This is a genomic window from Runella defluvii, assembly GCF_014195535.1.
In the GTDB taxonomy this organism is placed as follows: domain Bacteria; phylum Bacteroidota; class Bacteroidia; order Cytophagales; family Spirosomataceae; genus Runella; species Runella defluvii.
The window spans coordinates 125070-150959 of the sequence record NZ_JACIBY010000014.1 but is presented as its reverse complement, the minus strand read 5'-3'; the positions used below and the strand labels follow the sequence as shown (position 1 = coordinate 150959).

General features: G+C 45.9%; 20 protein-coding genes. 12 read left to right on the top strand and 8 right to left on the bottom strand.

The window, feature by feature from the left end; translation table 11 throughout:
* Positions 1-46 precede the first annotated feature (46 nt).
* The 4 genes from FHS57_RS25490 to FHS57_RS25475 all read left to right on the top strand — a co-directional run bounded on the left by FHS57_RS25490 (position 47) and on the right by FHS57_RS25475 (position 5491).
* Positions 47-1318, top strand: coding sequence for a metal-dependent hydrolase family protein (locus FHS57_RS25490; protein WP_183978674.1), 1272 nt, complete (start codon positions 47-49; stop codon positions 1316-1318).
* A gap of 177 nt (positions 1319-1495) precedes the next feature.
* Positions 1496-2782 (top strand): citrate synthase, encoded by a 1287-nt coding sequence (locus FHS57_RS25485; RefSeq protein ID WP_183978672.1) that lies wholly within the window; start codon positions 1496-1498, stop codon positions 2780-2782.
* Between the two features lie 303 nt (positions 2783-3085).
* A complete protein-coding gene (gene radA / locus FHS57_RS25480; protein ID WP_028522199.1) occupies positions 3086-4453 on the top strand; it encodes a DNA repair protein RadA in 1368 nt (455 codons plus the stop codon).
* Positions 4454-4477: 24 nt separating this feature from the next.
* The gene (locus FHS57_RS25475) at positions 4478-5491 is read left to right on the top strand and encodes a formylglycine-generating enzyme family protein (protein WP_183978670.1); all 1014 of its coding nucleotides are present in this window, start codon (positions 4478-4480) and stop codon (positions 5489-5491) included.
* An 11-nt stretch (positions 5492-5502) separates the two neighbouring features.
* Here FHS57_RS25475 and FHS57_RS25470 read toward each other — a convergent pair whose 3' ends face one another.
* Entirely contained in the window at positions 5503-6606 is a 1104-nt protein-coding gene (locus FHS57_RS25470; RefSeq protein WP_183978668.1) for a glycosyltransferase, read from the bottom strand.
* 159 nt (positions 6607-6765) lie between these two features.
* Here FHS57_RS25470 and FHS57_RS25465 point away from each other — a divergent pair, with 159 nt between their 5' ends.
* Positions 6766-8487 (top strand): alpha-amylase family protein, encoded by a 1722-nt coding sequence (locus tag FHS57_RS25465; RefSeq protein ID WP_374758007.1) that lies wholly within the window; start codon positions 6766-6768, stop codon positions 8485-8487.
* 62 nt (positions 8488-8549) lie between these two features.
* On the opposite strand, the gene treF is transcribed toward FHS57_RS25465, so the two are convergent.
* Positions 8550-10061, bottom strand: a complete 1512-nt coding sequence (gene treF / locus FHS57_RS25460; RefSeq protein ID WP_183978664.1) for an alpha,alpha-trehalase TreF — start codon at positions 10059-10061, stop codon at positions 8550-8552.
* A gap of 74 nt (positions 10062-10135) precedes the next feature.
* On the bottom strand, positions 10136-11395 hold the full coding sequence (locus FHS57_RS25455; protein ID WP_183978662.1) for an MFS transporter: 1260 nt from the start codon (positions 11393-11395) through the stop codon (positions 10136-10138).
* Positions 11396-11645: 250 nt separating this feature from the next.
* On the opposite strand from FHS57_RS25455, the gene FHS57_RS25450 reads away from it, so the two are divergent.
* Positions 11646-12497: a helix-turn-helix domain-containing protein gene (locus FHS57_RS25450; protein ID WP_183978660.1), complete on the top strand. Its 852-nt coding sequence runs from the start codon at positions 11646-11648 to the stop codon at positions 12495-12497.
* Between the two features lie 74 nt (positions 12498-12571).
* Entirely contained in the window at positions 12572-14098 is a 1527-nt protein-coding gene (amaB, locus tag FHS57_RS25445; RefSeq protein WP_183978658.1) for an L-piperidine-6-carboxylate dehydrogenase, read from the top strand.
* 216 nt (positions 14099-14314) lie between these two features.
* On the opposite strand, the gene FHS57_RS25440 is transcribed toward amaB, so the two are convergent.
* Entirely contained in the window at positions 14315-14572 is a 258-nt protein-coding gene (locus FHS57_RS25440; protein WP_183978656.1) for a Txe/YoeB family addiction module toxin, read from the bottom strand.
* Positions 14569-14823, bottom strand: coding sequence for a type II toxin-antitoxin system Phd/YefM family antitoxin (locus FHS57_RS25435; protein WP_183978654.1), 255 nt, complete (start codon positions 14821-14823; stop codon positions 14569-14571). The genes FHS57_RS25440 and FHS57_RS25435 overlap by 4 nt, the downstream gene beginning before the upstream one ends.
* A gap of 633 nt (positions 14824-15456) precedes the next feature.
* Here FHS57_RS25435 and FHS57_RS25430 point away from each other — a divergent pair.
* Positions 15457-15909, top strand: a complete 453-nt coding sequence (locus FHS57_RS25430; protein ID WP_183978652.1) for a DUF3592 domain-containing protein — start codon at positions 15457-15459, stop codon at positions 15907-15909.
* Positions 15910-16019: 110 nt separating this feature from the next.
* On the opposite strand, the gene FHS57_RS25425 is transcribed toward FHS57_RS25430, so the two are convergent.
* Entirely contained in the window at positions 16020-16721 is a 702-nt protein-coding gene (locus FHS57_RS25425) for a hypothetical protein (RefSeq protein WP_183978650.1), read from the bottom strand.
* Between the two features lie 313 nt (positions 16722-17034).
* On the opposite strand from FHS57_RS25425, the gene FHS57_RS25420 reads away from it, so the two are divergent.
* The 4 genes from FHS57_RS25420 to FHS57_RS25405 all read left to right on the top strand — a co-directional run bounded on the left by FHS57_RS25420 (position 17035) and on the right by FHS57_RS25405 (position 23817).
* Positions 17035-18960, top strand: a complete 1926-nt coding sequence (locus tag FHS57_RS25420; protein WP_183978648.1) for a PfkB family carbohydrate kinase — start codon at positions 17035-17037, stop codon at positions 18958-18960.
* 58 nt (positions 18961-19018) lie between these two features.
* Positions 19019-21388 (top strand): GH92 family glycosyl hydrolase, encoded by a 2370-nt coding sequence (locus tag FHS57_RS25415; protein WP_229601451.1) that lies wholly within the window; start codon positions 19019-19021, stop codon positions 21386-21388.
* Positions 21389-21504: 116 nt separating this feature from the next.
* Positions 21505-22560 (top strand): polysaccharide deacetylase family protein, encoded by a 1056-nt coding sequence (locus tag FHS57_RS25410; protein ID WP_183978646.1) that lies wholly within the window; start codon positions 21505-21507, stop codon positions 22558-22560.
* Positions 22561-22638: 78 nt separating this feature from the next.
* Complete coding sequence (locus tag FHS57_RS25405) at positions 22639-23817, top strand: sialidase family protein (protein ID WP_183978644.1); 1179 nt, start codon at positions 22639-22641, stop codon at positions 23815-23817.
* A gap of 58 nt (positions 23818-23875) precedes the next feature.
* Here the strand turns inward: FHS57_RS25405 and FHS57_RS25400 are convergent, their stop codons facing one another.
* Both FHS57_RS25400 and FHS57_RS25395 read right to left on the bottom strand, forming a co-directional pair.
* Positions 23876-24769: an NAD-dependent epimerase/dehydratase family protein gene (locus tag FHS57_RS25400; RefSeq protein WP_183978642.1), complete on the bottom strand. Its 894-nt coding sequence runs from the start codon at positions 24767-24769 to the stop codon at positions 23876-23878.
* Between the two features lie 154 nt (positions 24770-24923).
* The gene (locus tag FHS57_RS25395) at positions 24924-25748 is read right to left on the bottom strand and encodes an SGNH/GDSL hydrolase family protein (protein ID WP_183978640.1); all 825 of its coding nucleotides are present in this window, start codon (positions 25746-25748) and stop codon (positions 24924-24926) included.
* Positions 25749-25890 lie beyond the last annotated feature (142 nt).

Below are 25890 nucleotides of genomic sequence, written 5' to 3'. Positions count from 1 at the left end.
TAAATGCAGTTTGACGCCTATTTTTGTAGGATACAAATTAACAAGTATGTCACTTCATCAACTAAATCGAATCATTTGGATAGTTCTTTTGACGACTCATGGCGTTGTCGCTCAGAAATCGTACCTGCTACGCCCCGACCGCATTTTTGATGGGCAAGAAATTCGCGAAAATTGGCATGTGCTGGTTGTAAACGATAAAATAGTGGCCGTAGGTGATGCCAAAACGATTGCCACTGTAACTCAGTCTTCCAAAGCTGAAATCATTGATTTAAAAGGGTGTACGCTACTTCCTGGCTTTATCGAAGGGCATTCCCATTTGTTTTTACACCCCTACAACGAAACAACGTGGGACGACCAAGTGCTCAAAGAAGCACGTTCCCTTCGTACCTCACGAGCGGTTGTTCACGCCAAAAAAACCTTAATGGCAGGATTTACAACCGTACGCGACTTGGGAACAGAAGGAGCTGAATTTGACGACGTTGGCCTAAAACAAGCCATCCAACAGGGGATTATTCCTGGCCCTCGGATGATTATCGCCACCAAAGCCCTGATTGCCACGGGTAGTTACGCGCCCAAAGGTTTCAGTACCGATGTAACCGTGCCCCAAGGTGCCGAAGAAGCCGACGGTCGCGACCCGCTGATTCGAGCCGTACGAAACCAAATCGGGAAAGGCGCCGACGTCATCAAGATTTATGCCGATTATCGGTGGGGTTTGATGGGAGAAGCCCGCCCTACTTTTTTGATTGACGAAATCAAACTTATTGTAGAAACCGCACAGAGTAGCGGCCGCCCCGTCATTGCCCACGCAGGGAGTGTCGAAGGGATGCGCAGGGCGATTTTAGGGGGATGTGAAACCCTCGAACACGGCGATGCAGGTACGCCCGAAATCTTTGCGCTGATGAAAGAAAAGGGCGTTGCACTCTGCCCTACCTTGGCTGCAGGCGATGCCATTACGCAATACCGAGGTTGGAAAAAAGGCATTGAACCCGAACCCGAAAGAATCAAAAACAAACGAAAGACATTCCAACAAGCCCTAGATGCGGGAGTTACGATTTGTTTCGGAGGCGACGTAGGTGTTTTTACTCACGGAGACAATGTCCGTGAAATGGAAATGATGGTCGATTATGGCATGAAACCCCTCGACGTGCTGCGTTCGGCGACGTCGGTCAACGCTCGCGTTTTTCACCAAGAACAACTAGGCCAAATCAAAACAGGCTTTTTGGCTGATTTAGTGGCGGTTGAAGGACGCCCCGACCTTCGGATTAGCGACGTTCGCAATGTCAAATTGGTCATCAAAAATGGAGAAATTCAACATTAGTAAAGGTCTTAGTACCCTACTTTTTTAACGGCACTAGAACTCCGCAAACAACGTATATCAATACTAATTTTGCGAAAAACGTTTAAAAAAAGTAGGTTTTCACTAAGAAAATCCGAAATTTTTTCGGAAAATTGTAGCTTAGTCCAAATCCATCTAATATTCATAAATACCCACTGTATGTCAGATAAAGCACAATTAATAGTAGAAGGAAAAACCTATGAATTTCCTACCATCGAAGGGTCGGAAAAAGAAAAAGCCATCGACATCAACACTCTTCGTGATACCACAGGTTATATAACGATTGACAGTGGTTATAAAAACACGGGTGCAACCAAAAGTGCCATTACATTTTTGGACGGAGAAGAAGGGATTTTGCGGTATCGTGGATACTCAATTGAAGAACTTGCGGAAAAAGCTACTTTTTTGGAAGTAGCCTACTTATTAATTTACGGAGAGCTTCCAACGCAAGCCGAATACGAGGCGTTTGAGCATAAAATTCGCATCCATACGATGGTAAACGAAGATATGCGCAGAATTTTCGATGGCTTCCCCGTAAACGCTCACCCGATGGGCGTGTTGTCGTCGTTAGTAAGTGCCATGAGCGCTTTCTACCCAGATTCATACGACGAAAAAGCCCCTGATAGCACAGAACTTCATATCATTCGTTTGTTGGCCAAATTGCCAACCATCGCGACTTGGTCGTTCAAAAAATCACAAGGCCACCCAGTAAACTATCCTAAGAATGAGTTGGACTACTGCTCTAACTTCCTTCACATGATGTTTGCGTTGCCCGTGGAAGATTACAAGGTCGATCCAGTTGTTTCAAAAGCCCTCAACAAACTATTGATTCTCCACGCCGACCACGAGCAAAACTGTTCTACGTCAACGGTTCGCTTGGTAGGTTCTTCAAAAGCCAACATTTACTCTTCGATTTCGGCGGGTATCTGTGCCTTGTGGGGGCCGCTCCACGGTGGTGCCAACCAAGAGGTTATCGAAATGTTGGAAGACATCAAAGCCGACGGCGGTGATGTGGCAAAATACGTGGACATGGCGAAAAACGCAAAAACAAGCGGTTTCCGTTTGTTTGGTTTTGGCCACCGTGTTTACAAAAATTTTGACCCACGCGCCAAAATCATTAAAAAAGCGGCGGATGATGTATTGGCAAAATTGGGCGTAAACGACCCAGTTTTGGAAATTGCCAAAGGATTGGAAGAGGCTGCCCTTCACGACCCATACTTCGTGAGCCGTCGCTTGTATCCAAACGTTGACTTCTATTCAGGCATCATTTACCGCGCTTTGGGTATTCCTACCAACATGTTTACGGTGATGTTTGCGATTGGTCGTCTTCCAGGTTGGATTGCCCAATGGAAAGAAATGCGTACTAACAAGGAGCCAATTGGCCGCCCACGTCAGATTTATACAGGTGCTACTCCTCGCGATTTTGTTCCAATGAACGAGCGCTAGAATGCCTCCATTTTCATATAAAAAGCGTTGATGGTGGAGTCACTGTCAACGCTTTTTGTTTAGATGATGACTAAAATGCGAAAGCACAAGTTAATCGCTACAATGCCCCAAAAGGGCAAAACCTTAATAGCAACAAAGCAAATAACTCGACAGAATGCCCCAAAGGGGCTAAATCTCAGTAGAAAGAATAACGCAAACTATCCTCAAAGCCCCATCGGGGTGACATCTTGTGCCGAGCGTTGAGGCCACTTTATTTTAATACGTTTCACCTATAAGTGCAGCAAAAACCAATTACATTCTTACATGGCAAAAGTAAAAACAGCCTATTTCTGTCAAAACTGTGGCCACCAAGCTACAAAATGGATGGGGCGCTGCCCGTCTTGTGGTGAGTGGAATACTTTGGTGGAAGAAGTCATTGAAAAAGAAGACAAAAAAGGGCCGTTGGCCCAGTGGAAATCGGTGAGTTTAGCCCCCAAACCGAAAGCCATCAACGAAATAAAATACGAAGAAGAACCTCGCATCGTCACTTCCGATGCCGAGCTTAATCGTGTTTTGGGGGGGGGAATTGTGTTAGGTTCACTGGTATTGATTGGAGGTGAGCCTGGCATTGGAAAATCAACGTTGATGCTCCAAATCGCCCTTACGCTTACCCAAAAAGTGTTGTACGTTTCGGGAGAAGAAAGCGAATCGCAAATTAAAATGCGGGCGGAGCGTCTGAGCAGTAAAAACAACAACTGCTTTATCCTTACCGAAACCTCCACCGACAATATTTTCCGTCAAATCGAAGAATTTGACCCCGATGTCCTCATCATCGACTCCATCCAAACCATGCAATCGTCGCTGATTGAATCGGGGGCGGGTAGTGTGTCGCAGGTGCGTCAATGCGCGGCTGAGTTAATGAAATATGCCAAAGAAAGCGGGGTTCCCGTGTTTATGATTGGACATATTACCAAAGATGGTAACCTCGCAGGCCCCAAAACCCTCGAACACATGGTGGACACCGTGCTACAATTTGAGGGCGACCGCCATACGACTTACCGTATTTTACGCACGACCAAAAACCGTTTTGGTAGCACCTCCGAATTAGGAATCTACGAAATGTTAGGTTCGGGACTTCGTCAAGTCACCAACCCGTCCGAAATTTTAATCTCCCAACGAGAAGAGCATCTCAGCGGCATTACGATTGGGTCAATGCTAGAAGGAAACAGACCCTTAAAGATTGAAATTCAGTCGCTTGTGAGTGTCGCTAACTACGGAACACCCCAACGTAGCAGTACGGGTTTTGACAACAAACGCCTACAAATGCTGTTGGCAGTACTCGAAAAACGAGGCGGTTTTCGGTTAGGAACGCAAGATGTTTTCCTTAATGTAGCAGGCGGCCTTCGCGTCGAAGACCCCGCCATCGACTTGGCAGTCGTTACCTCCCTTGCTTCTTCATACGAAGATTCTTACGTCCCCCCTTCTATTTGTTTTGCGGGGGAAGTCGGGCTGGGTGGCGAAGTACGGGCTGTCAATCGAATCGAAGGGCGAATTGCGGAAGCTGAAAAGCTCGGTTTCAAGAAAATTTACATATCCAAATACAACGTCAAAGGGTTGATTTTCAAAAACTACAACATCCAAATTATCCCCGTTGCGAAACTTGATGAGGTTTTTGGGGAAGTTTTACGATAAAATACCCTTTTACACCTTACACCAATGTCACGCTATTTTTTAGGCTATTTCCTTTCGATAGGTTTACTTTTTGCAGGCTGTCAGTCAACCGACGATTCGAAGCAGCAACAAGAAGAAACAAAAACAGTGGTCCTCAACGAAGCCTTGACGAAAGAACTTGGCTTTCCCGCGACTGTTTTATACATAGGGCTAGATAAACCTTCGGATACGACGGTCACAGCACCAACCCAAACCAAGTCCCCCAAAGGGATGGTTTACGTGCAAGGTGGAGTTGTGCAGATTGGTTCCGACGATGGTCATCAGCACGAACGTCCCTCTTTTTGGGCCAAAATAGCTCCTTTTTATATAGACGAACACCCCGTCACAGTAGGCGAATTTCGGGCATTTGTGGAAGCGACCAATTACAAAACCGAAGCCGAAAAATTTGGCAACGGCGGTATTATTGATGAGTCAACACAGCAACAATGGATTCTGAAAGACGGTGCCAACTGGCATCACCCAATGGGGGCAGACTTTCCTGCTGCGCCTGACAATCACCCTGTTACGCAAGTTTCTTGGAACGATGCTAACGCCTACGCCCAATGGGCAGGCAAACGCCTTCCTTGCGAAATGGAATGGGAACACGCCGCCCGCAACGCCAACAATAGCCGTACATTTTACCCTTGGGGCAACGATATTCAGACGGGAGGCAAGTACAATGCCAACATTTGGCAAGGCAAATTTCCCGTCAAAAACTTCAACGAAGACGGTTTCTTTTATACTTCGCCCGTAGGGAAATTTGGTAAAACTCCCCTCGGCCTCACCGACATGAGCGGAAACGTTTGGGAATGGCAATCAAACTTAAAATTCAACTACGAAGCATTATTTAGAGTGCCCGTTCGCGAGGGTGATATTTCGGCCGAACGTGCCCAACGCGGTGGTTCGTTTTTGTGCGAACCCACTTGGTGTCACGGGTATCGGGTATCGGGGCGCTCCTCTTCCACTCCCGAAACTAGCCTTTTTCACGTCGGTTTTCGTTGCGTGAAAGATGTGAAATAATAGTGCAGTGTCTATTTTCGGTACAATTCTACCAGCTTTTTGGCTTCATTAGCCCAATTGTATTTTTCCTTTATTGCATCACGGCCATTCTCCCCCATTTTTTTCAAATTTTGGGGATTTTCGATGCACCAAATCAGCTGTTCTGCCAACGCATCTGCATCATACGGATTGACGCAAAACCCGCATTGGCTTTCATTGACGACATTTGTTAACAACGGCAAATCGGACGTGATGACGGGCAACGCTAACGCCATGTAATCAAACAATTTGGTGGGGTAAGAATCGACATAATCGCCGACGGGCTTGAGCAATGCGATGCCCGCCAATGCCTCACGGGCATATACAAACGCCTCTGATTGAGTTCGGTAACCGTAAAAAATCAGATTTTCTTTTACTTCTTGATGCCCGTCTAATTGGGTCAGGTTAGGGATACGTACGGGGCCAAACAGCTGAACACGAACCGCAGGGTATTTCTTTTTGACAACAACAATTGCTTTTACAAGCGTATCAAACGCCCGTTCAACACTTATAACTCCTGCGTAAAAAAAAGTAGGTTGGTTAAGATTTGGAACGGGCGGCGGTACCAAAAGCCACTCCGAAGCAGCAAAATTGTGAACTACCGCATAGGCTTTCGTCAGGTTCTGATATTCGCTGAGGTAAGCGTCTTCGGTAAAAACAAACTTGAAGCGCTTTCGGGCACGTTGGTCAAAAAACTGAAAAAGACGCACCCAAAGCCAGCCTCGGTTATAGGTTTTGAGAGGAATCTTTTTGTATAAATTTTCCTGTACTTCATAAATCACTTCTGCGCCAAGCCACTGAAAAACAAAGGCTAATGGCAGCAACTCGGCCACAAAAATATGAACAAATTGCGGGCGGGTTCTCAGAAAATGAAGCAATATCACGGGTTGAGCCACCAATACCCTTTGCCAAATCCGTTTGAAAAAAGGAAACCGAACTTTCAAAAACGCACCCGAAACAGGTTGCTCGGGCAAAAGTACCTGCACTTCAAAGTGCTGCTTTAAACTTGACGCAATTTTCCCCACAATCCGAGGGTCGGTGGCGGGATGAACCGTGCTTACTAAAAGAACACGCGGAGGAGAAGTGACGTCTTGCATCTTGCAAATATGCGCTAATCCGCCTATTTTTGAAAAAAGAACCTTTTTTTAACTAACCTATGATCAATGAAAGCACTCACCAAAACCATCTTGGGGGTGGTTGCTGTAGCATCAACTTTTCAATCACTTGCCCAGCCTTCACCTAAATTTTCACCGCGTATGTCTTTACCCACCTCTGACAAAATTGTAGTTTATCAAATTTACACGCGCCTCTTTGGCAACCTAAAAACCACCAACAAATTTTACGGAAGTCGCGACGAAAACGGCGTTGGTAAATTCAACGACATTACCGACAAAGCCCTCACTTCGCTCAAAAAGTTCGGCATTTCACACGTTTGGTTCACGGGCGTCATTGAGCACGCTACCATGACTGATTATTCCGCTTTTGGCATCCCAAAAGATAACCCGTACGTGGTCAAAGGAATTGCGGGTTCGCCCTACGCCATCAAGGATTACTACGACGTCAATCCTGATTTAGCCGTTGATGTCCCAAATCGTATGAAGGAGTTTGAAGCCCTCGTCGAGCGGTCACACAAAGCCAACTTGAAGGTAATTATCGATTGCGTCCCCAACCACGTTGCGCGGCAGTATCATTCGGATATGAAGCCCCAAGGTGTCAAAGATTTTGGGGAAGATGACAACAAAAACGTTCCTTTTGACCCTCAAAACAACTTTTATTACCTCCCCAATCAAGCGTTTCAAGTACCCGACAACGTTCCAATTCCACCAGGGGTTGAAGCATTTCCGTATGCCGAAAATCCCGCCAAAGCGACTGGAAACGACGTTTTTGCAGCAAAACCTAGCATCAACGACTGGTTTGAAACCATTAAATTGAACTATGGGGTTGATTACCTCAACGGCCGCCAAAAGCACTTTGACCCGATTCCGAGCACTTGGCTCAAGATGCGAGATATTTTGCTGTATTGGGCGCAAAAGGGCGTCGATGGTTTTCGGTGCGACATGGCCGAAATGGTGCCTTTTGAGTTTTGGGGATGGGTGATTCCTGAAGTAAAAAAGGTGTATCCAAATCAAATCTTCATCGCCGAAATCTACAATCCTGCCGAATACCACAATTACCTTTTCAACGGAAAATTTGACTATCTCTACGACAAAGTAGGTCTGTACGACTCGCTCCGCCGTTTGATGGAAGGTCACGGACATACGGGCGACATCACGCGCGTTTGGCAAAACGAATCGGGGAATTTTAGCAATCGAATGCTTCGTTTCCTCGAAAACCACGACGAACACCGCATTGCTTCCACCTATTTTGCCAAAAATCCATTTTACGCCATTCCTGCCATGGTTGTTTCGGCTACGCTCCACACGGGGCCGTTGATGCTTTATTTTGGCCAAGAAGTAGGTGTTACCCCAACGGTAGCCGAAGGTTTTTCGGGGGAAGATGGACGCACAACGATGTTTGACTATTGGGGCGTACCCGAATACCAAGCGTGGGTCAACGGTGGAAAATTTGACGGAGGAAAACTTTCGCCCGACCAAAAAACGCTGCGCAAGTTTTACCAAGATTTACTAAAACTGACCAACACTTCAGACGCGATTCAAAACGGTGCGTTTTATGATTTGCAATACGCTAACGGTCAAACTGCGGGTTACAACAGCGCCAAAATGTACACCTACTTGCGCCATACCGACAAACAAAAACTCTTGATTGTCTGCAACTTTGATTTACAACAAGGCGCAAAAGCAACCATTCAACTACCCACCCACGCGTGGGAAACGATGGGACTTTCGGCGACGGGGAATTATACATTAAAAGAAATCTTTATGCACCCCGAAACGCTCACAATAGAAGCTCAAAAAGGTGTTTCGGTAGAGATGGCTCCCAACAGCGTAAGGATTTTTGAAATCAAAAAAGCGAAATAAAAGTCCCTCGGCTTTATAAATGCTGACGATTAGACTTTCCAAGTTTTGAAAACTTGGAAAGTCTAACCTAGCTCCTGCTTCATTTTTAGATACACCCCATTGGTCCATCCGAATCCGTCTTGGTTGGGGTACTCACCTCCTTGGGCCGATAGCTCGTCCGTTTGAACGTTGTATTTTTCCATGAGTTTGCCCGTTTTTTGGTAGTATGACTCACAGTTTTTTGTCCAATTTTGCGCAATCTTATCGGCGACATCGGTAAGGCCGTAGCGTTTTGCTCCAGCGTATGCCATCCATTGCAAAGGGGCCCAGCCATTGGGAGCATCCCACTGCTGAGGAGTGGTTTGTAAAGTGGTGATTAAACCTCCTGTTTTTAAGAATTTTTCTTCTAATTGACTCGCTACCCATTTCGCCTGTTCGGGAGTAGCCACCCCAAAAAACAACGGAAAGGTAGCAGCCAAGGTCAAATTTGGGGAAGGGACTTGTTCTACCCAATTATAATCCACATAAAATACCTGCGAAGCATCCCAACAATACGTTTGGATGGCGGCTGCTCGTTGCGATGCTAATCCCGCTAGTTCCTCCGCTTTGACAAGGTTATTTTGCAACCGATAAGCCCGTTCAAGCGATTGTTCTAAAAATAAAAGAAGGCAATTCAGGTCAACGGGGAGCAAATCGGTGGTATGAATGGTCGTCATGGATTGGCCTTCTGTAAACCAACGGCTGCTAAAATCCCAACCCGATTCGGCCGCCGCGCGAACGTGCCGATACACTGTTTCAGGCGAAGAATGAGACGCTTCATGCGCCAATTCAACATCCTCTTTGTAAGCTTCGGGGCGGGGCAGGGCATTGTCGTCCCAATAACGATTCAGCACGGCACCGTTTGGTAAGATTATTCGCCGAAAACTTGCCTCAACTTCCTCATTTTCTTCCTTCATCCAAAACGAATATTCTTTCTCCAGTTGCGGCAAATAACGTTTCCACACTTCCTCCCCTATTTCTTCGGCCAGCAACGAAACCATCAACGCAAAAAACGGCGGCTGCGAACGCCCAAGGTAATACGTTCGGTTACCGTTGGGAATAAAACCCACGTGATCAATCAGATACGCAAAATTATTGACCATCGCCTCAATCAAATCTGTCCGCTTTGAGACTTGCAAGCCCAACATGGTAAAATACGAATCCCAATAATATACCTCTCGAAAGCGTCCGCCAGGCACAACATACGAATAAGGCAACGGAATTAAGGTTCCGCCCGTATCTTGCGGCTGTCGTGTCAAAACCGTCCACAGGTCTTCGATGTGCTGTTTGATGGGTTTGGAAGCGTCGTTATAATACCCCGTTGGCTGCTCAGTAGGAAGCAAAAAATGCGCCGTTACAAAACTGGCTAAATCGAACGAAGGCGTCTGTTTTTGAACCAAATACGCCTCAACAATCTCTCCGATAGGTTGTTGAGCTACGGCATCCATAAACGTTTTAGAGTCCGAAAATAGCGCACTTTGTTGGACATCTTCGTATAAGTCGCCCAATGATTCGGCCAGCAAAAAACCTGATTTTTGTGCTTCTGAAATAGTCATCTTACAACGTTATTTTGGTATATTCTGAAACTTCCGCCCTAAAACTTCCCGAAAGTTTTAAACTTTCGAGAAGTTCAATGTCCTGCTCCCGCACCGCTAATATCAACGGAGCTATTTGAGCCTTGTAGGCGGCTAAAGAAAAACAGCGCGACGGTCAAAATGCTGATGGGTAAAAGTGAAAAATAGAAAGCCGTTTGTCCCCCATAATGTTCAAATACATAACCCGTTATGAGTGAACCCGTTGTTCCACCCAATGCCGAAAAAATCACAATCAGTCCCGACATAATTCCGTGCTGTTTGACGGGTAATGAGCTCAGAATAAGCGAATTAATGGCAGGGTAAATAGGTGCTAAAAACAACCCAATCATTGGAAAAATGAATGCCGCCACGGGCGCATTTCCCCAGCCTGTCACGGCTGACGTATCTACCCCTTCTGCCAGCGGTAGGGCAATCAGTACCAAGCCCGCCGAAATCACCAAGCAGCCAACCAGCACCACCATCCAGTTGAGTCTTTTTAACACAACACCCGCCAAAAAACGACCCAGTGCCGTCGCAATTGCCAATAAACTAGCCATTTGAATGCTCAAAGTTGCGGGTAGTTTTAGCACTTTATTATTAAAAGTCGGTAGCCAACTCATGATGCTTTGCTCAATCAAAACGTAGGTAAACGCGCATATCACAAACACCAACACCAAAGGCAAAATGACCAAGCGGAGCATTTCGGCAAAATCTTCAAAAACGGGCTTACTGCTATCGACCTTTAACGATGACTCATCCAGAGGAGTGGTTAGGAGAAGCAAGAAAGCCACCAACGCAATGCCTCCGAGCATATAATACACATTGAGCCAAGCCGTGGGAGTGGATTCGTCCATAAAACTGGTAAAAATAAAGTAGCCAGTTAATATCCCAATCATAAAGAAAGACTCAATGAAATTCATGAGACTGATATGCTCTTTTTTATCCGCCGTCACCAAGCCAATCGTACCATAGACCGACACTTTGATGAGCGCAAAACCCGCACCTGCAACGGCAAAAAGGAGTTTGGTCATTCCAAACGAATGAATGGTAGGCATTAAAAAACAAATCAACGCATTGCCACCCAAGGCAATCAACATGGCACGTTTGTATCCCAATCGGTTGATATAAGAAGCAACTATAAATGATACGGCCGCAATGGTCAAATCTTTGAAAGCTTCGAGCACCGAGGCAGAAGTTTCGGAGACGCCGTAGGTGCGTTGAACTTGCAAAATCACCGTTCCTACGCTATTGAGCAAAATGGCAAAAACGAAATAATTTAGAAAAATCGACAGCTTAACTTTCCAGTACGATTGCATTTAGAGAATTGGTTATGGTTAGACGTTTAAGGGTCGAGCGACAATAGAACGAAAATCGGTGGGAAAAAGGAAGGGGAGCGGTTGAAAGCGCTCCCCTTTCATCATAGGTGAGTGAGATAAAGCCAAGTCCAATTTTTTCACAACAAAATTCAACTTTTTTTTGGTAAAAAAATAAACTTGTATTGTTCAGTTTTTATCCTGTATTAAGAATCTTTTCCTTATTTTTACCAAAAATAGCTTAACACAGGGTATGAAAACTGAATACGAAATTGTCCAACCCGACGAGGGCAGCTCTTTCCGAATCATTCACAACGTTGTTTTGCCTGAGCTTTTTCGTTGGCAATACCACTATCATCCCGAGTACGAAATCGTCAGTGTTTTTGGCGGTTCGGGACGGCGGCACGTGGGGACGCACGTCAGCCAATACGACGACGGCGACTTGGTGTTCATCGGCCCCAACCTCCCGCATTCAGGTTTTGGTCAAGAAGCCATCGGGCCACACGAAGAAATCGTGGTGCAGTTGAAAGAAAATTTTTGGGGCGAACAGTTTTTAGAAATGCCCGAAATGACGCCCATTCGTCAGTTGTTTGCTCGGTCGAAGCAAGGCGTATGTTTTCACGGAGAGACAAAAATCAAAATCCAAAAACGGCTCAAAAAACTCCTTACGTTATCCCCTTTTGAGCGGTTGATGGAGCTTATTCAAATCTTGCACTTGCTGGCGCATACGCAAGACTACTCGCTTCTAAACATGGAAGGACTGAAACTCGAAATTAATTCCAAAGACGAAGCACGGCTGAATCGTATTCTCAAATACGTAGAAGAAAATTACCAAAAACCCGTTGATATTCAAGAAGTAGCCTCGGTAGCTCACTTGGCCGTTCCTTCGTTTTGTCATTATTTCAAAAAAATGATGAACCTTACTTTTACCGATTTTATGAACCAATACCGTGTCAATCAAGCCTGTCGTTTGTTGGCTACTGATAAAAGCATTACCGACGTGAGTTTTGAATGTGGTTTTGGCAACATTGCGTATTTTAATCGCGTCTTCAAAGCCCACAAAAATCAGAGTCCTTCGGTGTATCGAAAGACGCTACTTCAATAGTAAATTATTGTACATTTGCTTCAGAAACTTCATCAATCATCCAAAAATCAACCGTTTCGACGGCCTTAACTTACATGCAAGACATTCTTAACAAACTCCGCATCGCGGAATCAAATCATGGTATCAGTACGGGATTAGCCACGTGGGCGGGCCAAGGCGAAGAAATCGCTTCGTACTCACCCGTGGATGGTAAACTTATTGGAAAAGTACAATCTGCAAATCGCCAAGACTACGACACCGTCGTAGGACAAGCCCAAGAAGCTTTTAAAACGTGGCGACTTGTTCCCGCGCCAAAACGCGGCGATATTGTGCGCCAAATGGGCGAACAGTTTAGAAAATACAAAACCGAATTAGGAACACTCGTCAGCTACGAAATGGGGAAAAGCCTCCAAGAAGGACTTGGCGAAGTACAAGAAATCATCGACATCTGCGACTTTGCCGTGGGGCTTTCACGCCAGTTATACGGCCTGACGATGCACAGCGAACGCCCTTCGCACCGCATGTATGAGCAATGGCATCCCATCGGCATTGTCGGCATTATTTCAGCCTTCAATTTTCCCGTAGCCGTTTGGTCGTGGAATACCATGCTGGCCTGGGTCTGCGGCGATGTCTGCGTGTGGAAACCGTCTGAAAAAACGCCTTTGACGGCCATTGCTTGTCAGCATATTATTCAGGAGGTATTGAAATCCAATGACGTACCCGAAGGAGTTTCGGGGCTGATTGTGGGTGGTCGCGAAGTGGGCGAATGGCTCTCGCACGACGAGCGCATTCCTCTCGTATCGGCCACAGGTAGCACGCGTATGGGGAAAGCCGTCGGGCAAGCAGTAGGCGGGCGTTTGGGACGAAGTTTGTTAGAATTGGGTGGCAACAACGCCATCATCGTTTCGCAACATGCCGACCTCCCCTTGGCCATTCCTGCCATTGTTTTTGGGGCAGTGGGCACGGCAGGGCAGCGTTGCACCACCACTCGCCGCCTAATTATTCACGAAAGTATCTACGAAGATGTCAAGAATCAGTTGGTCAAAGCTTACGGACAGCTTCGCATTGGCAATCCGTTGGACGCTCATAACCACGTGGGCCCTTTGATTGACGAAGCTGCGGTGCAAAGTTACCAGTCGGCCGTAGCGCAAGTGGGGGCCTTGGGCGGGACGTTTGCCGTAGAACCTCGCGTTTTATCGGGCGACGATTTTGGTTCGGGTTGTTACGTAAAGCCTTGCATTGCGGAGGTCGAAAATCATTGGCCCGTCGTCCAACACGAAACCTTTGCGCCGATTCTTTATTTAATCAAATACAAAACACTTGACGAAGCCATTGCCTTACAAAACGGTGTTCCTCAAGGACTCTCGTCGGCCATCTTCACCTTACATCTGCGCGAAGCGGAGCAATTTTTGAGCCAAGCAGGTTCGGATTGCGGTATTGCGAATGTTAATATCGGAACTTCGGGCGCAGAAATTGGAGGAGCTTTTGGGGGAGAAAAAGAAACGGGCGGTGGCCGCGAATCGGGTTCGGATGCGTGGAAAGCTTACATGCGCCGCCAAACCAATACCATCAATTACGGTACTACGCTACCGCTGGCGCAAGGGATAAAGTTTGAGCTTTAGTCTGGAACAAACCGCAAGGGTTTGAGAACCCTTGCACACACTTTACGCACATACGCGGGATTTGAGAATCCCGCTCACGCGCGTGCGTTGGGATTCTCAAATCCCAACGAAAGGGTTGCTCACAACCCCGATGAAACTAGCGGTTTACTATTGCATCCGTCGGCTGGAAGTCTTCCAATCCTGAGCACGAGGCGGAGCCTCGCGCTATTCGTGTTTTTAATCGTAATGAAATCTACATTTTAGAATATGTATCTCTTCATTTTCGAACCTGTAAATTAAGCGATGCTCTTCATCAATTCTTCTTGACCAGAAACCAGAATACTTGTGTTTTAATGGTTCAGGTTTACCAATACCATCAAAAGGATTTCTTGCAATATCTTTCAAGAGTTCATTGATTCTTTTTAACTTCTTTTTATCTGTATTTTGCCAATAAACATAATCTTCCCAAGATTCATCTACAAAGACATATTTCATAGCTCAGTTAAGTCTTTGGCAAATGATTTACCATTTTTAAATTTTTCTATGGCAGAATCTAACCTACGTTCATTTTTTCGAGAAGATAATTCGTGACTAGTAGCCATCAGCGAATTGTATTCTTCTAAAGACATAATGACAATTCCCTCGTCTTTACCTCGATTAATGATTAATGTTTCAAAATTCTGGACTACCTTATCAAGGTAAGATTTGATATCTTTTCTAAAGTCGGAAATAGTTGCCGTTATCATACTTTGTACCATTTGTTGTACAATATTATGTACATATTTTGTGTAATACAAGCAAAATATGAAAAAATCAGGCTATCTTTTTTCGCTTGTCTAGCGGCGGGATTTGAGAATCCCGCTCACACACGGGCGTCGCGTGCGTTGGGATTCTCAAATCCCAACGAGGGGTTGCTCACAACCCCGATGAAACTAGCAGTTTACTGTTGCATCAGTCGGCTGGAAGCCTTTCAATCCTCAGCACGAGGGGGAGCCTCGCGCTATCTTTGCAAAACACTTAAACCAATCCTAAGGCACATATTTAACAGCAACAAGGGTTTGAGAACCCTCGCACACACCTTACGCACATACGCGGGATTTGAGAATCCCGCTCACTCACGTGCGTTGGGATTCTCAAATCCCAACGAAAGGGTTGCTCACAACCTCATTAACGATAAAGGAATTTCTTCAAAAACCGCAAGGGTTTGAGAACCCTTGCACACACTTTACACACATATGCGAGATTTGAGAATCACGCTCACTTCAACCACCTTTTACCAACGTGTTATCTCTATTTTGTGACGGTTCAGCTCAAAAAAATTTCACAGTTTAATGATAGCGTTCAATTTTGCTTCATCTTCATTGATAATAATGAGCAAAATGAACCCTATTCCCTACTTGATACAATTTATGCCGTTCCTGGCATTCGTTGGTACATATATGCTTATCATCGCCTACGATAAATCAAAAATCGTTGAACGAATTGCTTCAAAAGGCACCAAAACCGAAGGTACTATTATTGAAATTCGTCAAAATCCTGGTTCATTATTTAGTTCAAAAGAAGGCACGGGAGAAGCTCCAGTCGTCGATTTTGTCACCGCTCATGGCTCACATCGGCATTATTCCACTCATTATCAAACACCTTGTCCTTATAAAGTAGGGCAGAAAGTGGAAATTTCCTATTATTTCTACAAATCAATTAGAGAAGTTCTCCTCCCTCATGAAGACGCGGGCACATTGCCCAAAACTCTTTTCAAATGGGGTATTCTTTTGTGCTTTATTGGTTATCCATTCTTAATCAAGAAGTTATTACTCTTAGGTGCTGTTTACTAACATCTTCAAAAACCGCAAGGGTTTGAGAACCCTTGCACACCTTACGCACATACGCGGGATTTGAGAATCCCGCTCACGCGCGTGCATTGGGATTCTCAAATCCCAGTGCATCAATCTTTTGCCAGCTCTTCATCCACTTTTTTCAAAAGGGCTTGGGTTGACTTTTTGGTTATGTTTAAAAACTGTATAGTCACTTTTTTGTAGGTAGAATTCGCTAGAAGCAAGTTCCTAAGTTTTTTCCCCTTCAAAGCCGTCGCTTTTTCAAATGAAGATACTTTATTTAGAGAATCTGCCACCACAGGAAAATAAATGGTCATTTCTGGAATAAGCTGGGTCATCGTATGGGTTTCATCCACTTCACACCACTCTAAACAATTCTGGATGGTGGAAGTATAGTGGTATAAAAAAAGCGTTTTTAAGGAATCGTTTTCAATTAAATTTGTGTGTGCCGACTGCTTAATCTCTTCATAAGCAATCAGATTTGGTTTAAACACCAAGTAACTTGCCGCATTGTCAATATACATATCAATACTATCGGTGATTTCTGAGTCCTGTCTAAAATAGGCTAGTTTGTCTATGTTCCGCACAATACCATTACCAAAATTTATCATAAATGTGAGTTGGGTCGTATCTTGAACAAGATTAGCTCTCAAGACAGCTAGGTGCTTTTTCATCGTTTCTCTGTCTTGTCTATTTTCTCGCCATTCATCAAAGAAAAAAGAGATTGAAATACCGATAAAAATAACAAGTACTTCTGAGATGTATTTTTCAAGCACACTTTTGAAAAATTGTTTTATTTTTTCGCCTTCCATTTTACAAAAAGTCAATGTTGGATTACTTAGGTTGTAAGGTTCACGGTTATTTCCGAAAGTAAGTAACGAAAATTTCTGTTGATTCACCAAGAAAAGGGGAAAGAATCCTCGCCTTCGCGGGATTTGAGAATCCCGCTCACACACGCGTGCGTTGGGATTCTCAAATCTCAACGAAAGGGTTGCTCACAACCCCCAATCACATAGCACCAAACGAAGATAAACTTTGAATTTAATCAGTAAAACAATAGCCTTGATTTCTCTGGTAGGAGTATTTACCAATAAAATTAAACGGTAGATATTCCCATCTGTTTTTATGAACACCTTGCACATCAATGCTATTCTTGAAAAAATAAAATCGGCCAACGTTGCTGTCTATGGCGACTATTGCCTTGATTCTTACTGGATTATGGACACCCGCAACTCGGAGGTATCCATCGAAACGGGGCTACAAGCCCAAGCCGTCGAACGTCACTATTATACCCCTGGTGGGGCGGGCAATGTGGTTGCCAATCTAGCCGCCCTTGGGCCTGCTTCTATCAAAGTAATTGGGGTTGTGGGCAATGACATTTTTGGTCGTGAATTAGCGATTCAACTGCAAGCCCTCGGAGCCGACACTAGCTCGCTTTTTGTCCAAAAAGAAGATTTCCAAACGTATTCGTACCTCAAACGCTACGTCGAAGGTGTGGAAAAACCTCGCATCGACTTTGGGGTGTATAATCAGCGTTCGCTCGAAACCGATGAATTGATTTTATCCAGTATTCAATCTGCTTTGGAAAGCTGTGATGCCCTGATTTTCAACCAACAAGTCGTAGGAAGTATCACCAACGATAGTTTTATCGAAAAAGCAAATGCCCTTTTTGACCAATACAGCCACAAAATCATTTTAGTCGATTCTCGTCACTTCAACGAGCGTTTTTCAAACGTTTACCGAAAACTAAACGACGTAGAAGCCGCCCACCTCAATGGCATAGAAGTAGAGCCTCGTACGGTTCTCCCCCGTGCCGATGTCATCAATTACGGAAAAGCCCTGCACACCTCATCACAAAAACCCGTTTTTGTCACCTGCGGGGCACGAGGCATTACGTCTTTTGACACCACAGGATTCAACGAAGTCCCTGGCCTACAACTCACCAGCCGCCTCGACACCGTAGGCGCGGGCGATACCGTTATCAGCGCCATTACACTCTGCCTTTCGGTGGGGGTGAGTCCAGCCGAAGCCGCCGAGTTTGCCAATTTTGCGGCAGGGGTTACGGTACAAAAACTATTTACCACAGGTACTGCCAATGCACAAGAAATTTTGGCCATCAGCCAAGACCCACACTATGCCTACCAAGTTGACTTAGCCGAAAACCCTCGCCAAGCGGTCTTTCTCCCCGAAACCGAAATTGAGCTTTGCGACGAGTCTATTTTAGACCGACTTGGACACATCAAATACGCCGTTTTTGACCACGATGGCACCATCAGCACCCTCCGCCACGGCTGGGAGGAAATCATGGAGCCCGTGATGATGAAGGCGATTTTGGGAAGTCACTACGATTCGGTCGATCAAGCAACGTACAACAAAGTGCTACGTCAGGTCAAAGAATTTATCCACAAAACAACGGGTATTCAGACCATTTATCAAATGGAAGGACTGGTCAACATGGTTCGGGAAGCGGGCTATGTGCCAGAAGAGCAGATTTTGGACAAGTTTGAATACAAACAAATCTACAACGACGCCCTGATGGAGTTGGTGGACAAACGCGTTGCCAAACTTCAAGCGGGCGAATTGGATTGGCAGGATTATACCCTCAAAGGTGCGGTGTCATTTTTGCAAGAACTTAAAGCGCGCGGTGTCACCATGTACCTCGCCAGCGGCACCGACGTGGACGATGTTCGCAACGAAGCCACCGTGCTTGGCTATGCCGATTTGTTTGATGGAGGGATTTACGGCGCACTTCGTGAATACACTAAGTTCTCCAAAAAGATGATCATCGAACGCATCATCCGCGAAAACAACCTCAACGGAAACGAATTGGTAGTGTTGGGCGATGGTCCCGACGAAATCCGCGAAGGACGTCGTTCGGGAGGAATTTCGGTGGGAATTGCCAGCAATGAGGTGCAACGTTTTGGGTATAACCTCGATAAACGTCCGCGCCTCGTCAAAGCAGGCGCCCAACTCATTATTCCTGATTTTTCGCAGTATCAAAAACTCGTCAGCTTGCTTTTTAAAGAAGAAGAAATAACTGAAACGGTGTAAAACTACCTCCTCAAACCTTATAGGTTCTTGAAACCTATAAGGTTTAGACAATTTGAAAATGAAGCACTTTTATACAACCTCTTTTTTATTTTTAGCTACGTCCTTTCTTTGGTGGGGGTGTGGTTCGTCTTCCAAAGACCCCGTCGATTACGTGGACCCGTTCAACGGAACCGATTTCTTTGGGCATACTTTCCCTGGTGCAACGCTCCCCTACGGCATGGTGCAGCTCAGTCCTGACCACGACGTAAAAGGATGGACGTACGCCTCGGGCTATACCTATGCCGACAGCTCAATTATTGGTTTTAGCCACACCCATTTCAGCGGTGTAGGCATGACGACGGGCGGTGACGTGCTCTTGATGCCGATTGTGGGTGACAAAGTACAAACCTCGGCAGGAACGAAAGAAAACCCTGACGCGGGCTATCGCTCCCGTTATGACAAAAAAGACGAAGTAGCCAACCCTGGTTACTATTCGGTTTTCCTCAAAGACCCCAAAGTAAAAGCCGAACTTACTGCTACGACCCGCGTAGGAGTGCACCGTTATACGTTCCCCAAAGCACGAAAAGCGACTATTTTGATGGACATTGGTCACGAAATCGGAGGAAATGCTACAAGTGGGGATTCGTTTGTAAAAATGGTAAACGATTCTACCCTTGAAGGGTACAAAGACGCCAACGGCACAATGGTTTATTTTGTGGCAAAATTTAGCCGTCCTTTTGAGTACTACGGTACGTGGGACAACGACTACATCACACCCGAATCGGCCGAGGGATATTGGCCTTACAAAACCGAAGAAAAAGGGCTCAATATTGGCTATTTTGTGGGTTATTCTACCAAAAGAGGCGACCAAGTGACGGTCAAAGTGGCGATTTCGCACGTAAGCGTGGAGGGTGCTCGCAAAAACTTACAAGCCGAAGTTCCTCATTGGGATTTTGACAAAGTTAAAAATGATGCCCGCGAGTCGTGGAACGAAGAACTGAAAAGAGTCGCTGTCAAAACCAATGACGAGGCCCAAAAAGAAATTTTTTACACCGCTCTCTACCGCAGTTTATTATCCCAATATACGGGGCAAGACGTCGATGGACAATACATGGGCATGGATCATAAAATCCATAAAGCGGAGAATTACAGCTTTTTTACATCCTTTTCTTGTTGGGATACCTATCGTTCGCAGCATCCATTGCTGGCCCTTGTTGCGCCTCAGCACGTCAATGATTTTGTCAAATCCATTGGTGCAAAAACCCAAGAATTTGGCTGGCTTCCTGCCCAACATTTCCGCAATACCTACCGCCCAAGCATGGTGGGCGACCACCTGATTCCTGTCGTGGTGGACGCCTATTTTAAAGGTTATAGTGACTGGGACATTGAGGCGCTTTATGCTGCCATGCGCCGCAAAGCCTTGGAGTCACCGCCCGCCACTATTCCTGCCAGCGCAGGCCGAGCTGGTTTAGCTGACTACATCCAACTTGGCTACGCTCCCTGCGACAGAACGACCGAATCGGTGCCTAACACCATGGAATTGGCCTACGACGACTGGTGCATTGCGCGTTTAGCCGAGGCATTGGGCAAAAAAGACGATGCCGCTTTGTTTTACCGTCGCGCCCAAAATTACCGCAATGTCTATGACGCTTCCACCCAATTTATGCGTCCACGCCGTGCCAACGGTGCTTGGTTAGAAGCCTTAGGAACCAATCAGCAAGCCATCGACTCCGTAGGTGAGCATCATTATTACCGCTATTTCGACCCGCTTTTGGTAGGTCGCCGTCCCAACCGCCATTATACCGAGTCAAACGCATGGCAATATTTGTGGTCGGTGCAGCACGATGCCTCTGGTCTGATAAAGCTACTGGGTGGAAATCAAGCTTTTGCCGACCGTTTGGATACATTTTTCAACATGGATGCGTCCATTACCCCGCCCAAATACGTTGGGGTCGTGGGCACCATTGGCCAATATGTTCACGGAAACCAGCCTTCGCACCACGTAGCCTATTTGTATAATTACGCAGCTCAGCCTTGGAAAACTCAGTACTGGGTGCGCGAAGTACTCAAGCGTTTCTACCGCACGGGACCCGCGGGTTTGTGTGGAAACGAAGACATGGGTTCGCTTTCTTCATGGTATTTAATGAGTAGCATGGGGCTCTATTCGGTAACGCCTGGAAGTTCGCAATACGTCATCGCTAGTCCGTTGTTTGACGAAGTAAGTTTTGGGGTGAAAGACGGAAAAACGTTCAAAATCATTACCCACAACAATTCTGATAAAAACCGCTACATCCAATCGGCAACCCTCAATGGCAAGCCTTTTGACCGTAGCTGGATTGACCACAGCGAAATCATGGCGGGAGGAGAATTGGTGTTTGAAATGGGTGACCAACCTAATAAAACATGGGCGACGGGTAAAACATCTGTGCCTTACTCTCAGAGTCTTTAGTTTCTTTTACCACATAGAAAACATAGAATTTTTCACATAGAAAACATAGTTTACTAATGTGGTCTATGTGAAACTTACCTATGATAACTATGTGGTAAAAATAAAAAACCAATACAATGAAAATCAACAAATTAACCCTTCTTTTAGCCGCCTCTCTACTTGCTATTGGGGCACACGCCCAAGAGACCTACGCCGAAAAGCTTGGCTGGCCCAAAGGCGCCAAAGTCGTTATTTTTCACGTTGACGACCCAGGCATGTCCTATTCGTCCAATCAGGGTACCATCAAGTCGGTGGAGCAAGGCGTTGCCACTTCGTGCAGCATCATGTTTCCGTGTGCGTGGTCGGCGAGTTTTGTGAATTACATCAAAAAAAGCAATCCCAATTTGGACGCAGGGGTTCACCTTACCCTTACCTCTGAGTGGCGCGATTACCGCTGGACACCGCTGGCTGGCTTTCAGAACGTGCCTAGTTTGGTCGATAACGAAGGCAATTTGTGGCACGAAGTAGCTCAAGTGGTGAAAAATGGCACGGCCGACGACGTTGAAAAAGAAATCCGCGCGCAAGTGGAGCGGGCGCTACGCATGGGGCTCAAACCCACGCACCTCGACTCCCACATGGGTACCCTTTTTGCACACCAACCTTTTTTAGAACGCTACATCAAAGTAGGAGCCGAGTACCAGATTCCTGTCATGTTTCCTGGAGGCAACAACAAACTGTTAAAAGAATGCCTCAATTTGCCTGTGGTCAAAAAACTCAAAGCCGAAGGAAAATGGCAAGAAGGAATGAAACTTCCTGACCCTGAATTGACGAAATCATCGACGGCAGTGGGACAAAAAATCTGGCAATTGGGCTTACCTGTTTTGGACGATTTGCACACCGTCAGCGGCGACTGGAAACCATCCACTCCGAACCCATCTCCCGAAGAATGGGGCAAATATAAAGCTCAACAATTCATCGAAACCCTCAATGCCATGCAGCCAGGCTTGGCCATGTTTATCGTCCACAGCAGCGACATCACCGACGCTTTCAAACACATCAGTGCTTCGGGCGGTTCGCGCTATGCCGATATGCTGTCGATGATGAGTCCCGAGTTGAAAGCTTACATTCAATCGAAAGGCATCATTCTCACCACTTGGCGGGAAGTAATGGAACGTCGTAAGAAAGTGAAGTAAGCCAAACCTATGAGGTTTCGATAACGACGGAAAACAAACCTCATAGGTTTAGCAAGTTTTTAACATAAAAAAGCACCAATGAAATCCCATTTTTCTTTCTTCCTCTTTGCCTTTATTTGTCTCCTTCAAAGCACCTTTGCCCAATCCCCCATCGTTCAATCGACGCTGATTTTTCCACCCCAAGAAAAACACGTCCACGGAAGTAGTCTTGTGGCTTTGCCCAACGGCGATTTTCTTTCGGTATGGTTTTATGGCAGCGGAGAACGTACAGCCGACGATGTAAAAATCATGGGTTCGCGTCTCAAAAAAGGGCAAACGAAATGGAGCGAGCCGTTTGAAATGGCCGATACCCCACTCCTCCCCGACTGCAATCCTGTGTTGTTTTTAAACCAAAAAGGCACTTTGTTTTTGGTATGGATTGCCGTACAAGCCAATCAATGGGAACAGTCGATTCTTCGGTTTAAAACATCAACGGATTACAACGGCAACGGTGCGCCCGTTTGGAATTGGCAAGACAATATTTTGCTCAAACCCGACGACCGTTTTGCCAAAGAAGTAGCCGAGAAATTCAAGAAACTACCCGAATACACCGCAGGGTGGGCGGGTTATGCCCCCAAATACGACAACATGGTCATCGAAGCTGCCAAAGATGCCACCAAAAGAAGCATCGGGTGGATGACACGCATCAAACCGCTTCAATTTGAAAACGGACGCCTTGTTTTGCCCCTTTATTCCGACGGATATAATTTTTCGATGATGGCCATTTCGGACGATTTTGGCGCTACTTGGCGTCCTAGCCTTCCTTTGGTGGGGCGTGGGCCGATTCAGCCTGCGTTGGCCGTACGTAAAAACGGCAACCTCATTGCCTACCTCCGCGACAGTGGCGACGCCCCTACGCGCGTTCACGTGAGCGAATCGTCCGACCAAGGGGAATCGTGGACGGCTTCGGTCAAGAGTGACATTCCGAACACCGCGAGTGTCGAATTATTGAATTTGCAAGATGGGCGGTTGGCCTTTCTTGGCAACGACATTGAAGACGGCCGCTACCGTGTCAGCCTGTATCTTTCTGACGACGAGGGCAAAACCTGGAAATGGAAAACCCGCTTAGAAGACCATCCCCGCGACAAAGGCGGTTATTCGTACCCCTGCCTCATCCAAACGCCCGACGGGCTTTTGCACATCACTTACTCTGCCCACGCCGACAACAAAAATAAGTCCATCAAATACGTGGTGGTGAATCCAAAAAGAATCAACTAAAACCGAAACAAAAAGGGTAATGTAAGAGCCAGTGTTCCTGATGAACGTTGGCCTTACATTAGTCCCATTTTACATAGTTTCGCCAGTTATGTTGTTCTTTGAACCCCAACACCTCACGAATTTTTCGATTGGAAAACAGCGCTTCGTGTTCTTCCAATTCGCGCGTGAGGGGCACATTTGAAAAAAACCGTTCGGCTAGTTCTTTGCTCGGGATAACCGCGCCATTATGATCATTTCCCGCATTAAACACTTGGTAACCAAGACCGTCCTTTTTTAAACACAAATCCACAATTTGCCCCAAATCCCGAGCATCTATGTAACAAAAAGCATTTCGGCGGCGTACTTCGGGCTGGTTGAAATAATGAGGAAATAATTCAGCGTATTCGTGTGGTTCAATCACATTTCCGATACGAAGTGCGTAAATATCAAATCCTGAGCGACGCTGAAAACTTCGGGCGGTTTTTTCATTAACGACTTTCGACAACCCGTAGCTATCCATCGGGTCAACGTCGTAATCTTCTTCCAATGGCAACGAATGAGGGTCAGTTGCACCATCCGAAAAACATATACCATACGTAGTCTCCGACGATGCAATGATAATCTTCTTAATACCTAATTTTACGGCCGCTTCAATCACGTTATAAGTTCCTACGGTATTGACCCGAAACGTTTCATTATCAGGCTTTAGCAAAATGCGTGGAACTGCCGCAAAATGCACCACTGCATCAAATTTTGGCACCCCAGTACCTGGTTCTAGCTCTTCAAACCCCGTGTAGGAAGTCATTGCATTAAACATTTGCCCCGAATCGGTAATATCGGCAGTTAGGTTAGCTACCCCTGGATGATGCAACGGCGTTAAATCTAGGTTCAACACTTTATGTCCTTGTTCGAGCAGGTACGGAATGACGTGTTTTCCAGCTTTTCCTGAGCCTCCCGTAAATAATATTCGCATTGTTGTGATTGATTTGTGTAAGATGAATAACAGTATTGATAACAACCCCTAGGCTAGTAAAGTTAGCTGCTTTATATTTAACCACTAAGGCACTAAGAAACACTAAGATATTACTCTTCTTAGTGACACTTAATGCCTTAGTGGTTATAAAAACCTACATTTTCTTCAAAATCTTCACCAGTTTTTTCGTAATCACTTCATAACCCGCGTCCGAAGGGTGTAGGCCGTCGTAGGTCATGGCGATGGATTCGACGGGGTAAGGGTACTCGTCTGTCTCGGGGTTAAACGGAATATCCACAAAATCGGGGTACGAGTAGTTTTTGTACTGTCCCGTTTGTGGGTCTTTGAGTCGCTTAAACTTCACCAATTTAGAATGTCCTAATTTTTTATCGTGGTACAAATCCACGACAGGTAGCTTCTCCCGCTCCCCAATGGCCTTGATGGCGTCCGCAAACTGCTCCAAGTATTGCCCTTTTTTGTCTTTGTACGACCCGTAAGCATTGTTCTTGAAATTGGCGATATATACAAAATCCACGCGCTGAAGCGGCGTTATCAAAATGATTTTTGCGTCGGGATTGAGGCTCCGAAATTTGTTGATAATAATCCGAAACGAACCGTAGAGCGTCCCAAATCCCGTGTTGTTTTCGTAGTCGGCCATGGTGCCTACGGGTCGCCCGCCCCACCAATCGTTCGTTCCTAAAAAGACGGAATAAACGTCGGCCTTGACCAAGTTAAGGCTTTCGATTTTTTCCGCAATACGCGCGGCCGTCCAGCCATTATGACCTTGATTAATGTACTGAATATGAGGCAATTTCTCCGTCACCATCGTCATGTAGCCTTTGGTGATGCGGTTGCCCGTTTCATTTTGGTGTTCGTTGAGGTAAGTAATCGAATCTCCCAACGCCACCCACGTTATTTTTTCGGGGGAAAAGCAGCAAAAGAGGAAAATCAATACGGGTGCAATGAGCCATTTTTTCATGTGTAGTGCGTTTAGCTTTAAAAGCGCTTTGGACCCGTTTTTTAACGGGGGCTGTAACGAACTTGCACTATAAGTAATTAAGCAGAATTAAAATGACATTATCAACAATATGTGACTCAGTAAACCCTCAGCCTAAAGGTCT

Coding starts and splice junctions, on each gene's coding strand:
- FHS57_RS25490 (WP_183978674.1), top strand. CDS start 47: ATGTCACTTCATCAACTAAATCGAATCATTTGGATAGTTCTTTTGACG.
- FHS57_RS25485 (WP_183978672.1), top strand. CDS start 1,496: ATGTCAGATAAAGCACAATTAATAGTAGAAGGAAAAACCTATGAATTT.
- radA (WP_028522199.1), top strand. CDS start 3,086: ATGGCAAAAGTAAAAACAGCCTATTTCTGTCAAAACTGTGGCCACCAA.
- FHS57_RS25475 (WP_183978670.1), top strand. CDS start 4,478: ATGTCACGCTATTTTTTAGGCTATTTCCTTTCGATAGGTTTACTTTTT.
- FHS57_RS25470 (WP_183978668.1), bottom strand. CDS start 6,606: ATGCAAGACGTCACTTCTCCTCCGCGTGTTCTTTTAGTAAGCACGGTT.
- FHS57_RS25465 (WP_374758007.1), top strand. CDS start 6,766: ATGTCTTTACCCACCTCTGACAAAATTGTAGTTTATCAAATTTACACG.
- treF (WP_183978664.1), bottom strand. CDS start 10,061: ATGACTATTTCAGAAGCACAAAAATCAGGTTTTTTGCTGGCCGAATCA.
- FHS57_RS25455 (WP_183978662.1), bottom strand. CDS start 11,395: ATGCAATCGTACTGGAAAGTTAAGCTGTCGATTTTTCTAAATTATTTC.
- FHS57_RS25450 (WP_183978660.1), top strand. CDS start 11,646: ATGAAAACTGAATACGAAATTGTCCAACCCGACGAGGGCAGCTCTTTC.
- amaB (WP_183978658.1), top strand. CDS start 12,572: ATGCAAGACATTCTTAACAAACTCCGCATCGCGGAATCAAATCATGGT.
- FHS57_RS25440 (WP_183978656.1), bottom strand. CDS start 14,572: ATGAAATATGTCTTTGTAGATGAATCTTGGGAAGATTATGTTTATTGG.
- FHS57_RS25435 (WP_183978654.1), bottom strand. CDS start 14,823: ATGATAACGGCAACTATTTCCGACTTTAGAAAAGATATCAAATCTTAC.
- FHS57_RS25430 (WP_183978652.1), top strand. CDS start 15,457: ATGAACCCTATTCCCTACTTGATACAATTTATGCCGTTCCTGGCATTC.
- FHS57_RS25425 (WP_183978650.1), bottom strand. CDS start 16,721: ATGGAAGGCGAAAAAATAAAACAATTTTTCAAAAGTGTGCTTGAAAAA.
- FHS57_RS25420 (WP_183978648.1), top strand. CDS start 17,035: ATGAACACCTTGCACATCAATGCTATTCTTGAAAAAATAAAATCGGCC.
- FHS57_RS25415 (WP_229601451.1), top strand. CDS start 19,019: ATGAAGCACTTTTATACAACCTCTTTTTTATTTTTAGCTACGTCCTTT.
- FHS57_RS25410 (WP_183978646.1), top strand. CDS start 21,505: ATGAAAATCAACAAATTAACCCTTCTTTTAGCCGCCTCTCTACTTGCT.
- FHS57_RS25405 (WP_183978644.1), top strand. CDS start 22,639: ATGAAATCCCATTTTTCTTTCTTCCTCTTTGCCTTTATTTGTCTCCTT.
- FHS57_RS25400 (WP_183978642.1), bottom strand. CDS start 24,769: ATGCGAATATTATTTACGGGAGGCTCAGGAAAAGCTGGAAAACACGTC.
- FHS57_RS25395 (WP_183978640.1), bottom strand. CDS start 25,748: ATGAAAAAATGGCTCATTGCACCCGTATTGATTTTCCTCTTTTGCTGC.